This is a genomic window from Kitasatospora sp. MAA19 (assembly GCF_029894125.1).
Classification (GTDB): domain Bacteria; phylum Actinomycetota; class Actinomycetes; order Streptomycetales; family Streptomycetaceae; genus Kitasatospora.
The window spans coordinates 43,940-56,230 of record NZ_JARXYZ010000018.1; the positions used below are offsets into that span (position 1 = coordinate 43,940).

A 12,291-nucleotide genomic window follows, 5' to 3' on the forward strand; every position below is an offset into this window, starting at 1 on the left:
CATCCCACCGCCGGTGCCCCGACCACCGCCGGCCCCGGCGGAACCGACACCAAGGAGTCCGCCCATGACCGTCACCCTCGAACACCCCGCGACCACCGCCACGGTCGGCGACCTCATGAGACACCCCGAGCTGCAGATCAGCGACGACGTCATGGTCGACATGGCGATCGACATCCTGCACAGCTCCGGCGCCGACCACCTCCTGGTCCGCGACGACGACGGCCGCTGCGCGGGTCTGCTCACCCGCCTGCACCTCGCCCCGTTCCAGACCCGCACCTGGTCCACCGAGCGCACCCCGGTGCGCGACATCGTCCTCGACCAGGCCCCGTTCGCCACCGCCGACATGCCCGCCACCACCGCAGCCGCCGCCATGCGCGCCCGCGGCCTGGACACGTGGCCGGTGGTCGACCCTGACGGCCACGCCATCGGCCTGCTCAGCTTCTAGGCCAGCTCTGCCGGCGCCGACGCGCCGGCAGTCGCGTGCCCAGGGCGCTGTCCACGGCGGCGTTCAGCATTGGGCCGCTGTCCTGGTCCGGGTCGCCCATCGGGTCGAGCACCAGGTCGCCGGTTCCCGGTCGCAGGCGGATGTCGAGGGCAGGGGGTCGGACTCCGCGGGGACGGCCACCGAGTACTCCTCGCGGCCCCGGTCTCGGGCGGGCCGTAGTGCGCCCGCAAAGCGGGCGACTTGCCTGACGGCCCGCAGGTGGCAGCGCAACCCCACCGTAGCGGCCGGGCGACCGCGCGGACCGCCCGCTCAGGGCAGGCGAACCGCCCGCGGCAGGCGCGGCCAAGGACCGGGCAAGGAAGCACAGTTGTGCACTGAGCGCGGCCTGAACGATCCGGTCCCGAGGGGGCCGGTGCATCCGACGAGCGGGCCGTGCGGAAGTGGCGTCGGCGTCCCTTCCTCGGTCACCACTCGCGCGGCGCGGGCGGTCGCGGAGTGGTCATCGGGGATGCGACCGAGGCGGTGGGAGCGCGGGCTCGGTCCGGTCAACGGGAAGCAGGCCGGGCCCGGGCTCACGCTGCGGGGCACGCGTCATGACCCGGGCAGAACGGTAGTGGACGAACGCCCCGGGTGTGTACTTCAACGGGCGGCGTGCCGTCGTACCGGGCGGCCTGGAACCGGTCCGCGCCAGTGAGGCAGGGTGTCGGGCGGCCTGGCCGGTGGAGAACGGTCGGCCGGCGATCGGGGGCTGAGGGGTAATCGTGTCCGGGGCGGCCTGCGGTGAGCGCCCGTCGCTCACCGCGGACCGGTCTCGTCGGCCTGGCAGGCGGGTCAGGTGTCGGCGGCGGACTCCTGGCCGCGCGGGGAACCGCGGAGCTCTTCGTTGATACGCAGGGCTTCTTCGAGTTGGTCTTCGAGGATGACGATGCGGCAGGCGGCCTCGATGGGGGTGCCCTGGTCGACGAGGTCGCGGGCGCGCATGGCGATGCGTAGTTGGTAGCGGGAGTAGCGGCGGTGGCCGCCGTCGGAACGCAGGGGGGTGATGAGGCGGTGTTCGCCGAGGGAGCGTAGGAAGCCGGGGGTGGTGCCGGTCATCTCGGCGGCGCGGCCCATGGTGTAGGCGGGGTAGTCGTCGTCGTCGAGGGAGTCGGGGGTATGCGGTCGGATGGTTGCCGTGGTCACTGCACCTCTTCTTGATGTGTCCGGGGACGCGCTGAGGGGCCCCGGGGCCATTGCGGCTCCCGGGGCCCCGAAGGGTTTTACACCATCTGCCGGCCTTGTGGCCGGCTTCCTTGTATCCGCACTGCCCCGGGGGAGGGGGCGTGCAGGGATCGCGTATGCGTGACCGGAAACCACCGTCCTTGCCTTGGGGTCTTCGGATTCCGCCCGGGCGACTTCCTCACGGGCCGGGCGATCCTGATGGCGCTCTGTCCCCTCCGTTCATCCTCTGTACTGGCCTGGTACTGCGAACTGCTTGGTACCGCTCACACGGGTACTGCTCGGCACTGCGGAACTGCTTGTACTTCGAACTGCGTGGTAGTGCCAACCACTCGGTACTGCTGTGGCGGTCCTTACGGTCCACCGGGTCCGGCAGCCAGCCCCGTCGCCCGTCCTGCTTAGCCACTCGGCTTGGAACCCCACTGCCGGACTCCCAGCGCGCGCGCCCGCAGTCTGGGCGCCTTCACCGGGATACCGCGTACTTCGACTGCTGGTACTGCCCAACTCAACTTCACACTGCTGGTACTGCGCTTACCGAACTGCGGTACCGCTCGGTGGCGACCCCTGATACCTGCGGGCCGCTCGGCCCGGCCGCCAGTCCCGTCGCCGTCCTGCACCTGCTGTGGCTCCGGGACTCCGCTACCGCGCCGCTGTTGCGCCACTACTTCACGCCCACCTGCCCGGCGTGTCCTGCATCCTGCTCACTTACGGGTACTGCTCCTGCTGAACTGCGGTACCGCTGTGCGACGGCCCCTGATACCTGCGGGCCGCCCGGCCCGGCCGCCGGTCCTGTCGCCTTACTGCTACATCCCTGGCTTCAGGACCCTGCAACCGTACCGACCTGCGAACTCCTGTACTGCTGCCCGCCAGTTCGTGTCTGGCGGGTACCGCTGATCTCGTCTACGAGAGAAACACTAACCACGGTGTGCGGCAATGTCTACTTTGGCGGGAATAGATTTTTCGGTGCCGGTTGGGGAGGTAGTCTTCGCCCAGCACGGGGTGGGGCGGCCGGTCGCCGCAGCCGCACCCAGGGCGGAGGACGCCGCGTCCCGCGGCCAGGACCACGAGTGAACGGCAGGCGAGCGGTGGAAGGGCCGCAGGCCGCGCGGCAGGTGCGCACGCCCGACCCCCATGCCCAGGCGTCGCCGGCGGCGGCCATAGGCGAAGCAGTGCGCGACCAGGACGAGAGGGTCCTCCGCCGGCTTCTGGCCCGCTTCGCCGAACAGGCCGCCATCGCGGACCTGGCCGCCCTGCGCGACGCCATCGACACCCCCCACGACGATGACAGTCCGCCGGGGGCCCGATAGGCCCATCCGGCCCGCCGCGCTCCCGGACCAGAAGGCGCGGGCAGCGGCATCACAGGTCAGGCAGACGTATCCGGCCCAGCGCGGCGGATGCCACCCCTGCCCCGGCCGCTGCGGGCTCGCCCGGTCGACCGGTCGACCACCATGGCCGCGGCGTCCATTCCGCACAAGGTCAGCGCCCCCAGGCCGCCGGGGGCGTCCGGATCCGAGGACGTGGCATGGGCCCGGCGCACCGACAGGGCGTCGACCAGATCACCGCCCACCCCCAGGATGCGCGCGTCCAACGGCTCAATCAGCTCCAGCAGAACCACGATCCCCATGGGTCAACCGTGCGCGCCCACCGCCGCGAACGCGACCGTGCGCCCGGGCGCAGGGCTGCCGGCGGTTAACCTCACCAGCCGCCCCGCTGGTGGCCCGGCGCGCGAACCCGGACCGGAGGAGGTGGGTCCGGGCCTGCGCGGACAGGCCGGGCCGGGCCACGCCCATGGGCACTCGCCGGCGTCGGCCTACGCGCTCGTCGGCCTGCGTGCGGTAATGCGGCGCACCGTCCTCGGCCCACCTGTACGCCGGTTCGTGCAACCCTTGTGGGCCCTGGTCCACACCGGCATCGCCACGAGCCTCACCGTTGCCCGCACCAGGATCTCGACGTACGTCACCGACCGCATCGAGCAGTGGGCCATCGGCCGCTGCGTCAGACCGCACCCGCCGAACCCGTCGCGTCCTATACACGGCGCCCTCTCGACTACACCCTGGAGGCGTTCGAGGCCGCCGCACCGGTCCGGTTCGAGGAGATGCGCCGCGAACTACTGGAGCACGACCGGTTCACCAACGCCGTACGGGTCGGCGGTGCCGGAGACCTCGGTGCCGATGTCGTCGCTGAAGACAGCTTGGGGCGGCGGGTAGTGCTGCAATGCAAGCGGTACTCGACCCCGGTGACCTCGGAGGCCGTGCAGAGGTTCAACGGCACCGCCCGGCCGGTGCATCGGGGCTGCGGTCCCGGTTGTTGTGGCGCTCAACGGCTGCACCGACCCTGCGGCGGCCTTCGCCGTCCAGCAGCGCCTGCACCTCGTCGACTGCGAGCGCCTCGCCCGTTGGGGTGCCGGCTGGCATCTCTACGACGTCCTCGACATCGACCGCGGCCCGGGGTGGCGTACGTGATTGCTTGAGCGGGGCGGAGGAAGCGCGTGGCTCCTCCTCCCCGCTCAGGGCACTACGGTGCGCCGGCCTTCCCGGGCGGGTGGCGCGCGAGGCCGTTATCGGGAAGTTGGTGGCTTCGGCCAATCGGTGCCGTCCGCGGCGGCTTTGAGGATGTCCCCCAGTCGGAGCCAGGCGTTGGGGCCGGAGTTACTGATCGGGCTGTCGGTGAGTCGGTGCCAGGCCTGCTGGTCGTCTCCGAGCATGCCGGCCACGAGAGCGAGCACGGTGGGGTGCGTGCGGTCGTAGTGACTTCCCCGTGATTTGAGCGCCGTCCAGGCGGGCAGCGCGAGGATGGTCTCGCTGCGGCAGCCGGGCAGGGCAAGGATGTGCTGTGCCCAGGCTTCCCGGTTGGCGGGGTTGCCTCCGAGCCTGCTGCGCAGGTCATGGGTGAGGGTGTGGACGACCTGCTGCGGGTCCGAGTGGCGCGCGAGGACATCGGCGAAAGAAGGGTCATGCCGGTAGCTGCTGCGCCAGGCGAAGGACAGCAGGGCGTTCTCCACGAGCTGGTCGTCGCCGGTGTGCCGGTCCAGGTACTCATCGAGGACCTCCGGGGTGACGGCGGACAGGCTCCGGGGCGTCACCTGCGCGGGATCGCCGAGGGCTGCGCGCCGGGTGGCGGGTGTCTGCGAGAGGGGGGCGGCTCATGCTCCAGCGACGGCCGCCGGATGGGAGCGGAGGTCAGCTGTCGCTGCGGTAGTGGTCCAACGAGACCTTCACCGGGCCGTTGCCGGTCACGGAGATGACCCGCACGATCGCTATGGCGTGAGTGCTTCTCGATCGCACGCAGAAGGCTCGGCCGGCCGGCAGGCCACTGAAGTCGAGGGCCGTCGCCGGATGCCGGTCGATGGCCGTCGAGCAATCGGCCGGGGTTGGCCGCCCGCTGGGGGTGATGGCGGCGTCGCTTCCCGTCGGGATCAGGAACTCGTTGGCGTTGTGCCCTACGGACCACTCGGTGGACTGCGCGGGGATCAACTTGCCGGTCTCGATGTCGAAGTCGTAGGAGTCGTCGGGTGCGGTCAGGATTACATCGGTGTACGCCGCGGTGTACGTGGCCGGGCTCGCCGGGTCGGTCGGCCTCGGGCCGTCGGCCGCCGGTGCCGGCGTGTCCGGGCCGGTGTCACCGGCCGTCGGGCTGTCGCCGGCCAATCCCGTGGCTGCGAGGATCCGGTCGAGCTTGTGGGACAGGAGCACGCCGCCGACCGTGCCGCCGAGAGCCACCACCAACGCCGACAGCAGCAGTACCGTCTTCCAGGTCGCGTCCTTGCGGCAGGACTTGCCCACCGCGGGTATCGCGGGAGCGGCGACGGTCGGCAGCGGGGGCGGAAGCAGAGCGGTCGGCACCTCGGGCAGGGGCTGCGCAGCGCCGTAGGAGCCGGGCGGGGCCTGGACGGCAACGACGTCGGGGGAGAACGCGGTGGCCAAGTCCTGCGGCAGGTCGGAGCGGCGGGTGATGTCGGTGCTGACCCGAGTGGGCAGCCAGTCGTCGGCGAAGCGCAGCCCGCCGCCCGCAGCGGGGTGGTTGCGGGCGGCCTCGATGATCTCGGCGGGGGTCGGCCGGTCTTCGGGCTGCTTGGCCAGGCAGCGCAGCAGCAGCGCGTGCAGGTCGCCCGGGACACGGCCGAGATCCGGCTGCTCGTTCACCACCCGGTACAGCACCGTGGTCTCCGGTCCCTCGCCGAACGGCTGGGTGCCGCCGGCGGTGTACGCCGCCAGCGAGCCCAGCGCGAAGACGTCCGTCGCGGGCGTGGTCGGCTGGCCCAGGGCCTGCTCGGGCGCCATGAAGGCGGGCGAGCCGATCCGGAAACCGGTGCCGGTCAGCGCGACGGCGTCGGCCGCGCGGGCGATGCCGAAGTCGATCACGCGCGGACCGTCGGCCGCGAGCAGCACGTTGGCGGGCTTGAGATCCCGGTGCACCACCGCGGCGCCGTGGATCGCCTGCAGCGCCTCCGCGATCCCGCCTACCAACAGCAGGACCGTGCGCACCGGTAGCGCACCGTGTTCCCGGACCACCTGTTTCAGCGACGGGCCCGGAACGTACGCGGTGGCCAGCCAGGGCACGTCGTCGTCCGCGCCGGAGTCGATCACCTGGGCGGTGTACAGCCCATGGATCCGCCGGGCGTTGGTGACCTCCTGTGCGAAGCGCCACCGGAACTCCGTGTCCTGCGCGAACTCCGGCCGGACCGTCTTGAGGGCCACCGGCCGTCCACCGGGTGTGTAGGACAGGTAGACCCGCCCCATGCCGCCTGCTCCGAGCCGGGCGTGCAGCCGGTAGCCGCCTACTTCGGCCGGGTCGTCGGGCTGCAGGGGCTGGAAGAGTGTTGACGCGGGCAAGGAGTCCAGGGACATGTCGATGGGCATGTGGAAGGTCTCCAGTGGTGCGAGCGGTGAGCGGGGGCGGCGCGACGGGAGTCGCGGCCGTTCAGCAGGTCGTCCCGCTCGGAACCGGCTTGAGGTCGATGAGGTAGGCGTCCACGGCATTCGTGACGCAGGCGTTGCCGCGGCCGTAGGCGGTGTGGCCGGGCCCCTTGAAGGTGAGCAGCATGCCGCCGGGCAGTTGGGCGGCGAGGCCCTGCGACCACTGGTAGGGCGTGGCCGGGTCGCCGGTGGTGCCGACGACCAGGGCCGGGGGCAGGCCTTCGGCGTTCACACGGTGCGGCTGCTGCCGCCCGGCGGGCCAGTCCTTGCAGGTGAGTTCGGCGAGCACGGCGGAGGTACCGAAGACTCCGGCCTCCTGGTTGGCGCGCTCCAGCAGGTCCCAGTAGGGCTGCGGGTCCCTCGGGTGTGGCTGGTCGAGGCAGTTGACGGCGGTGATGGCGACGGAGGAGTTGTCGGGGGCCTGCTCCGGGGCGGTGTTCGGGTCGGATCCGGTGTCGGAGCTGTCGCCCTGGGCGGACCGGACGTGCGTGGCGGATTTGCCGGATATACCGGGGCTGGCGATCTCGGCGAGTTTCGTCCCGTCGCCGCCCCGCGCGGCGCGCAGCGCCTCGGACAGGTCCTGCCACTGGGACTCGGGTGAGTACATCGACTTGGTGAGGGCGGTGAGCAGCATGTTTTGGTCGAGCCGCTCGGTGGTGCCCTTGATACGCAGCGGGTGCTTGGCCGTCCGCCGGTGCAGGTCGGTGATCACCTTGTGGATGCCGTCCGGGGTGGTGGCGGGGCAGGCGTCGTGGACCACGGTGACGCACTTCTGAGCGTAGTCGTCCACCGACTTCCGGAAGGCTTTGCCCTGCTGGAGGGCGGCCTCGGACCAGTCGAGTGAGGGGTCGACGGCGCCGTCGAGGACGAGCGCGCGGACCCGGTGCGGGAACAGTTCGCCGTAGACGGTGCCGAGGTAGGTGCCGTAGGACCAGCCGAGGTAGCTGAGCTTCTCGTCGCCGAGGGCCGCGCGCAGCACGTCCATGTCGCGGGCCGCGTCCAGTGTCCCGACGTGCGGCAGGATGGCTCCGCTGCGGGCCTTGCAGGAGGCGACCTGCTTCTCGGCGTCCGCGAGCGCGGCGCTGCGTTCGGCACCGGTCTTCGGATACGCACTCGTCGAGGCGGCGTCGGATTCGGGCTGGTCCTGGTCGGCGGAGTCGGAGGAGCCGCAGTCGATGGCCGGCTTGCTGCCGGCCACGCCCCGCGGGTCGAAGCCGACGATGTCGAAGCGGGCGCGCGCCCGTTCGCCGAAGGAGGAGAGGCCGCCGGACTTCAGTTGCTCGACCCCGGATTCGCCCGGTCCGCCGGGGTTGAAGACCAGGGAGCCCATGCGCTGGGCGGGGTCCGCCGTGACGGACCTGGCCAGCGGCAGGGTGAAGGTCTGGCCGGTCTCCGGGTGCGCGTAGTCCACCGGGACGGTCAACGTGGCGCACTGGAGCTCGCCGCATGTGGTCCAGGTCGGCTTCTGCCGGTAGAAGGTCTGCAAAGCGCTCTGCTGCGCGGAGCCGGTCGGCGCCGTGTCGGCGCCCTCCGCAGCCGTGTCCCCGGTCGCCGGGATGCATCCGGCAAGTGCCGTGACGCCGAGTGCGGCCAGGGCCAGGATCAGGCCGGCGCGCTTGCTCGTCGGGTAATTCATGGGGGTACTCCAGAGGGACTTGGCAGGGTTGTTGCGCACGGCGCCCGCAGTGGTCAGCGGCACTGGCACCACCTCGGCGGCCCGGGGCGGCTGGGCCGAGGGCTCCATCCGGCGGGCCGGTGGTGGTCCCCGGGCGCGTGGGGGATCGCGCCCGGGGGTGTCTCACGGCGCCGCGTGCCGGTCCGCCCACGTGTCTCCCGGGCGAACGGCCGCGCTGCTCGGCTCCTGCCGGTTCGCTCCGCTGTGACCTCGCAGATCATTGCCGAGCGAAGCTGAGGATTTGATGAGGGCGGCCCGGGCCGCACATCGGGCTATCCTGACCGCCGTGCGAGTACTGGTGGCCGAAGACGACGATGACCTGCGGTTTGCCGTGTCCGCAGCACTGCGCAGCGAGGGGCTGGCCGTCGACGAGGTGGCCGATCTTCCGGCCGCCGACGAGGCGCTGTTCGTCACCGAATACGACTGCGCGGTGTTCGACCGGATGCTGCCCTCCGGGGACGCCGTCGAGTACGTGCGCGAGCTGCGCCGAGCCGGGCGGACCGTCCCGGTGCTGTTCCTCACCGCTCGGGACACGGTCGCCGACCGGGTCGAGGGGTTCGCCGTCGGCGGCGACGACTACCTGGTCAAGCCGTTCGCGGTGCCCGAGCTGGCGGCCCGGGTGCACAGCCTGTGCCGACGGGCGGCCACCGTCCGGCCCCCGGTGCAGCGGTTCGCCGACCTGGAGATCGACACCGCCCGCCGCCAGGTGCACCGGGACGGCGTGCTGCTGATGCTGACCCGCAAGGAGTTCGCCGTATTGGAGTTGCTCGCGGCCCGGGCGGACCAGGCCGTACCCCGCGCCGACCTGATCGAGAAATGCTGGGACGAGATGACCGAGCCGAACTCCAACGTCGTCGAGGTGCTGGTCTCCCAGCTGCGCCGCAAGCTCGGCGACCCGCCGCTGATCCACACGGTCCGCGGCGTGGGCTACCGACTGGCGCCGCCCGGCAGCGGCGACGGCGGCCGAGGATGACGGCCGCGGCCCGGATCCGGCGGCTGCGCTGGCGACTCACCGCACTGTTCTCTCTCACCAGCGCGATCGGACTGATCGGCCTGGCGGCGTTCGCCATCCACACCGACGACAACTCCTGGAGCGACCGGCTCGACGACGCGCTCACCCTGCAGACCCGCCAGGCGATCCTGCTCCTGAGCTTCGACGACGACGGCCGGCTCGAAGCGCGGTACCTGCAGGACGGGATGGAGACCGACTGCCCGCCGGTGACCGTGGTGACCGGTACGGCCGACCAGCCCACCGTTGCCTACACCCCGCGCAAGCCCTGCGTCCGAGCCCACACCGAGGACCTGGAAGCGGTGGCCGCGGAAGCAATGCGAGAGGGATCGACCGTCGTGGCCGACGCACGCAGCGACAACGGCCACCGGATCCGGCTACTCGCCGAGCCCTACGCGGGAGCCAATGGCCAGTCGACGGCCGGCGCAGTGGTCGCAGCCGACGACACCACCGGCGACCGGGCCGCGCACCGCAAACTGGCTCTGCTCCTGGTGGCCGGCTGTGCGGTCCTGGTCGCCCTGTCCGCCGTGGCCGGGCACCTGCTCTCCGGGCGGGCGATCCGGCCGGCGCTGACAGCGCTGCAGCAACAGGAGGAGTTCCTCGCCGACGCCGCCCACGACCTGCGCACTCCCACCGCATCGCTACGCGGCCTCGCGGAGACTGCGCTGCGCGACGACGAGCACCGCACCGCCGCGCTCGAACGGACCGTGCGCCTGGCGTCCCGGATGGGCGACCTGATCGACGGCCTGCTCACCCGGGCCCGGCTGATGGCCGGTGTCGGCACCCTGGCCAGCCAGCCGCTACGCCTGGACCAGCTCGTCGAGGTGGTCGTCGACGACATCGAAACCGGCGAGCACCACGTGAGCGTCCACACCGAACCGGTCGTCGTGGTCGCCGATCCCGACCTGCTCCGGCGGGCGGTGGCCAACCTGCTCGGCAACGCGCTCCTCCACGGCCATGCCCCGGGCCTGCCCGCAGAAGTCGACGTCACCGTGGCCGCCGACGGAACGGTGACCATCGACGACGCCGGACCCGGCATCCCCCCGGCTCTCGCCGACTCCCTCTTCCAGCGCTTCCACAGCGGCTCCGGCTCCACCGGCCTCGGGCTGTCCATCGCCTCCTGGGTCGCCCACGCCCACAGCGGCACCCTCGACGTCGGCACCAGCCCGCGCGGCGGCGCCCGCTTCACCCTCCGCCTCCCGCCCCGGACGAAGTAGGCCAACCCCCGGCGATGCGCGCGCCCACGATCGGTGCGCCGCCCCATCGACATGAGTGTGCCGCGCCGCTCGAGAAGCCGGGCCGCAGCGGCAGCCTGCCGCACGGGGCGGTCGATGGACGAACGCGACTGGAACCGCTGCCCTGTTGGACAGTTGTCACGACTGGAGCCCTGTCAGTCCGGGCATACCGCCGATACCGCCGCTGGCGGGTCCGGCTGGGACTCCCCCACGAGCGCAACCGGACCCCTGGCCGGCGGCCGGGCCTGGACGCGACTCCCCCACGGAGCAGCAACCGGGCCCTCATGCTGTCCAACCAGCGACACGCAGCGTACATGCCATCTCCACGGAGCGCTACCGCGCACCCAGAACCCGATCCCCTGGCCTCCGAGAGGCCCACGGGGGTGCACGACGACGTCGTTGGGGTGTACCGGCTCTCACGTCCCTGGCGACGATGCCCTCGACGCCGACGTCCACAAGGCCGTCGTACCAGCGCAGTGCCTGGTCGCGGTCGTAAGTGGCCATCATGGCCTGCACCTGCGAGTCCGCGCCCTGGCCCGCGGCCGGACGGCCCGTTGCCGAGCTCAGCAGCCGGTAGGGCGATCGACTGCGGCACGGCCGCCCGGTCGGCAGGTGCGGGTCGTCCACGACCAGGGGGCTGCGCTGTGACCGACTCGGGCCGGGCTGATGCACCCGCACCGCCGCCCAAGCTGCCGTCGTTGACGGGAGTTCGCAAAACCGGAGTTGGCGCCGCAGGCCATGCCGCCGGGGTTGAAGGCGATCGGGGTGGTGACCGGCATGTCGGTCTCGCCGACCAGGCCGCCGTCGATGTACAGCTGAGCCCGGCCGGGTGCGCCCTTGCCGTGGGCGATGTCGGGGGCGCCGGCTGGCAAGCGCCAGCACCGTGCGGACGGTGATCCGCAGGAAGCGCAGCAGCCTCCGCCTTCACCCACACCCAACTCGCCGCCGGACGCGGCCAGGTCACCGTCCACCGCCGCCTCGCCACGCTCTCCAGCGCCCTCGGCGACGCCGTCCGCCACCGCCGGCTCCCCTGCAACCCGGCCCGCCCCACAGTCATCCCGAGGCCCGCGGCGGCCGAGCGCCCCATCTGGACCGCGCCGGATGCGATCCGCTTCCTCGACTGCGGCCACGCCACAGACCGTGCCTTCGCCGACCTCATCGAGGTCCTCATCGGTACCGGCATCCGCAAAGGCGAAGCCCTCGGCCTGCACTGGAACGACGTCCACCTACCCGAACGCGTCCTCTACATCCGCTACACGCTCTCCGTCATCGACGACAACCGCCTGATCATCACCTCACCGAAGACCCGCTCCAGCAACGCCTGGGTCGCCATATCCCCTCGCGTCGCCATCGCGCCGCACCACCGCGCCGAGGACAAGAGCCCCTCACAATTCCGTGCGGACGATGGCGGTTTCGTCTTCCACCACCCCGACGGACGCCCCCTTCACCCCCGCCTACGTCCTCAACCACGTCCACTACCTCTGCCGCGAGTTCGGCCTCCCGCGCACCACCGTCCACGACCTTCGCCACCTCGCGACCACCATCTCCATCACCGCCGGCGTCCCCCTCACCGTCGTCTCCAAGACCCTGCGGCACGCCGCCCTGTCCACCACCGCGAACATCTACGGCCACCTCACCACCCAGGCCGCCCGCGACGCCGTCGACACCATCGACCACGCCCTCACCTCAGCCGACCCCATCGAGCTCCCAAGCCCGCGCTCACACCACTAGAGTTCGCAACCAGAGGGCGGTCGCCGCCCCGGCCAGGATGGCAAGCAGCGTCGGCGGGGGCG

General features: G+C 71.8%; 12 protein-coding genes and 1 pseudogene. 7 read left to right on the forward strand and 6 right to left on the reverse strand.

What is annotated here, in order from left to right:
- Nucleotides 1-64 precede the first annotated feature (64 nt).
- A complete protein-coding gene (locus P3T27_RS25170) occupies nt 65-445 on the forward strand; it encodes a CBS domain-containing protein (protein ID WP_280682242.1) in 381 nt (126 codons plus the stop codon).
- An 831-nt stretch (nt 446-1,276) separates the two neighbouring features.
- Here the strand turns inward: P3T27_RS25170 and P3T27_RS25175 are convergent.
- A complete protein-coding gene (locus P3T27_RS25175; protein ID WP_280682270.1) occupies nt 1,277-1,627 on the reverse strand; it encodes a MerR family transcriptional regulator in 351 nt (116 codons plus the stop codon).
- 1,103 nt (nt 1,628-2,730) lie between these two features.
- Between P3T27_RS25175 and P3T27_RS25180 the strand changes: the two genes are divergently transcribed.
- Nucleotides 2,731-2,970: a hypothetical protein gene (locus P3T27_RS25180; RefSeq protein ID WP_280682272.1), complete on the forward strand. Its 240-nt coding sequence runs from the start codon at nt 2,731-2,733 to the stop codon at nt 2,968-2,970.
- Between the two features lie 56 nt (nt 2,971-3,026).
- Here P3T27_RS25180 and P3T27_RS25185 read toward each other — a convergent pair whose 3' ends face one another.
- On the reverse strand, nt 3,027-3,287 hold the full coding sequence (locus P3T27_RS25185; RefSeq protein ID WP_280682274.1) for a hypothetical protein: 261 nt from the start codon (nt 3,285-3,287) through the stop codon (nt 3,027-3,029).
- Between the two features lie 471 nt (nt 3,288-3,758).
- On the opposite strand from P3T27_RS25185, the pseudogene P3T27_RS25190 reads away from it, so the two are divergent.
- A pseudogene (locus tag P3T27_RS25190) lies at nt 3,759-3,878 on the forward strand (restriction endonuclease); the annotation flags it as partial.
- Nucleotides 3,879-3,972: 94 nt separating this feature from the next.
- Nucleotides 3,973-4,125 (forward strand): hypothetical protein, encoded by a 153-nt coding sequence (locus P3T27_RS25195; RefSeq protein ID WP_280682481.1) that lies wholly within the window; start codon nt 3,973-3,975, stop codon nt 4,123-4,125.
- 95 nt (nt 4,126-4,220) lie between these two features.
- Here P3T27_RS25195 and P3T27_RS25200 read toward each other — a convergent pair whose 3' ends face one another.
- The 3 genes from P3T27_RS25200 to P3T27_RS25210 form a co-directional block, all read right to left on the reverse strand.
- Nucleotides 4,221-4,745 (reverse strand): hypothetical protein, encoded by a 525-nt coding sequence (locus P3T27_RS25200; protein ID WP_280682276.1) that lies wholly within the window; start codon nt 4,743-4,745, stop codon nt 4,221-4,223.
- Between the two features lie 97 nt (nt 4,746-4,842).
- Nucleotides 4,843-6,522 (reverse strand): serine/threonine-protein kinase, encoded by a 1,680-nt coding sequence (locus P3T27_RS25205; protein ID WP_280682278.1) that lies wholly within the window; start codon nt 6,520-6,522, stop codon nt 4,843-4,845.
- 61 nt (nt 6,523-6,583) lie between these two features.
- Entirely contained in the window at nt 6,584-8,215 is a 1,632-nt protein-coding gene (locus tag P3T27_RS25210; RefSeq protein WP_280682280.1) for an alpha/beta hydrolase, read from the reverse strand.
- Between the two features lie 325 nt (nt 8,216-8,540).
- Between P3T27_RS25210 and P3T27_RS25215 the strand changes: the two genes are divergently transcribed.
- Nucleotides 8,541-9,227: a response regulator transcription factor gene (locus tag P3T27_RS25215; RefSeq protein WP_280682282.1), complete on the forward strand. Its 687-nt coding sequence runs from the start codon at nt 8,541-8,543 to the stop codon at nt 9,225-9,227.
- Nucleotides 9,224-10,480 (forward strand): HAMP domain-containing sensor histidine kinase, encoded by a 1,257-nt coding sequence (locus P3T27_RS25220; protein ID WP_280682284.1) that lies wholly within the window; start codon nt 9,224-9,226, stop codon nt 10,478-10,480. The genes P3T27_RS25215 and P3T27_RS25220 overlap by 4 nt, the downstream gene beginning before the upstream one ends.
- Nucleotides 10,481-11,061: 581 nt before the next feature.
- Here the strand turns inward: P3T27_RS25220 and P3T27_RS25225 are convergent.
- Complete coding sequence (locus P3T27_RS25225; protein ID WP_280682286.1) at nt 11,062-11,724, reverse strand: hypothetical protein; 663 nt, start codon at nt 11,722-11,724, stop codon at nt 11,062-11,064.
- Nucleotides 11,725-11,902: 178 nt separating this feature from the next.
- On the opposite strand from P3T27_RS25225, the gene P3T27_RS25230 reads away from it, so the two are divergent.
- A complete protein-coding gene (locus tag P3T27_RS25230; protein ID WP_280682288.1) occupies nt 11,903-12,229 on the forward strand; it encodes a tyrosine-type recombinase/integrase in 327 nt (108 codons plus the stop codon).
- Nucleotides 12,230-12,291 lie beyond the last annotated feature (62 nt).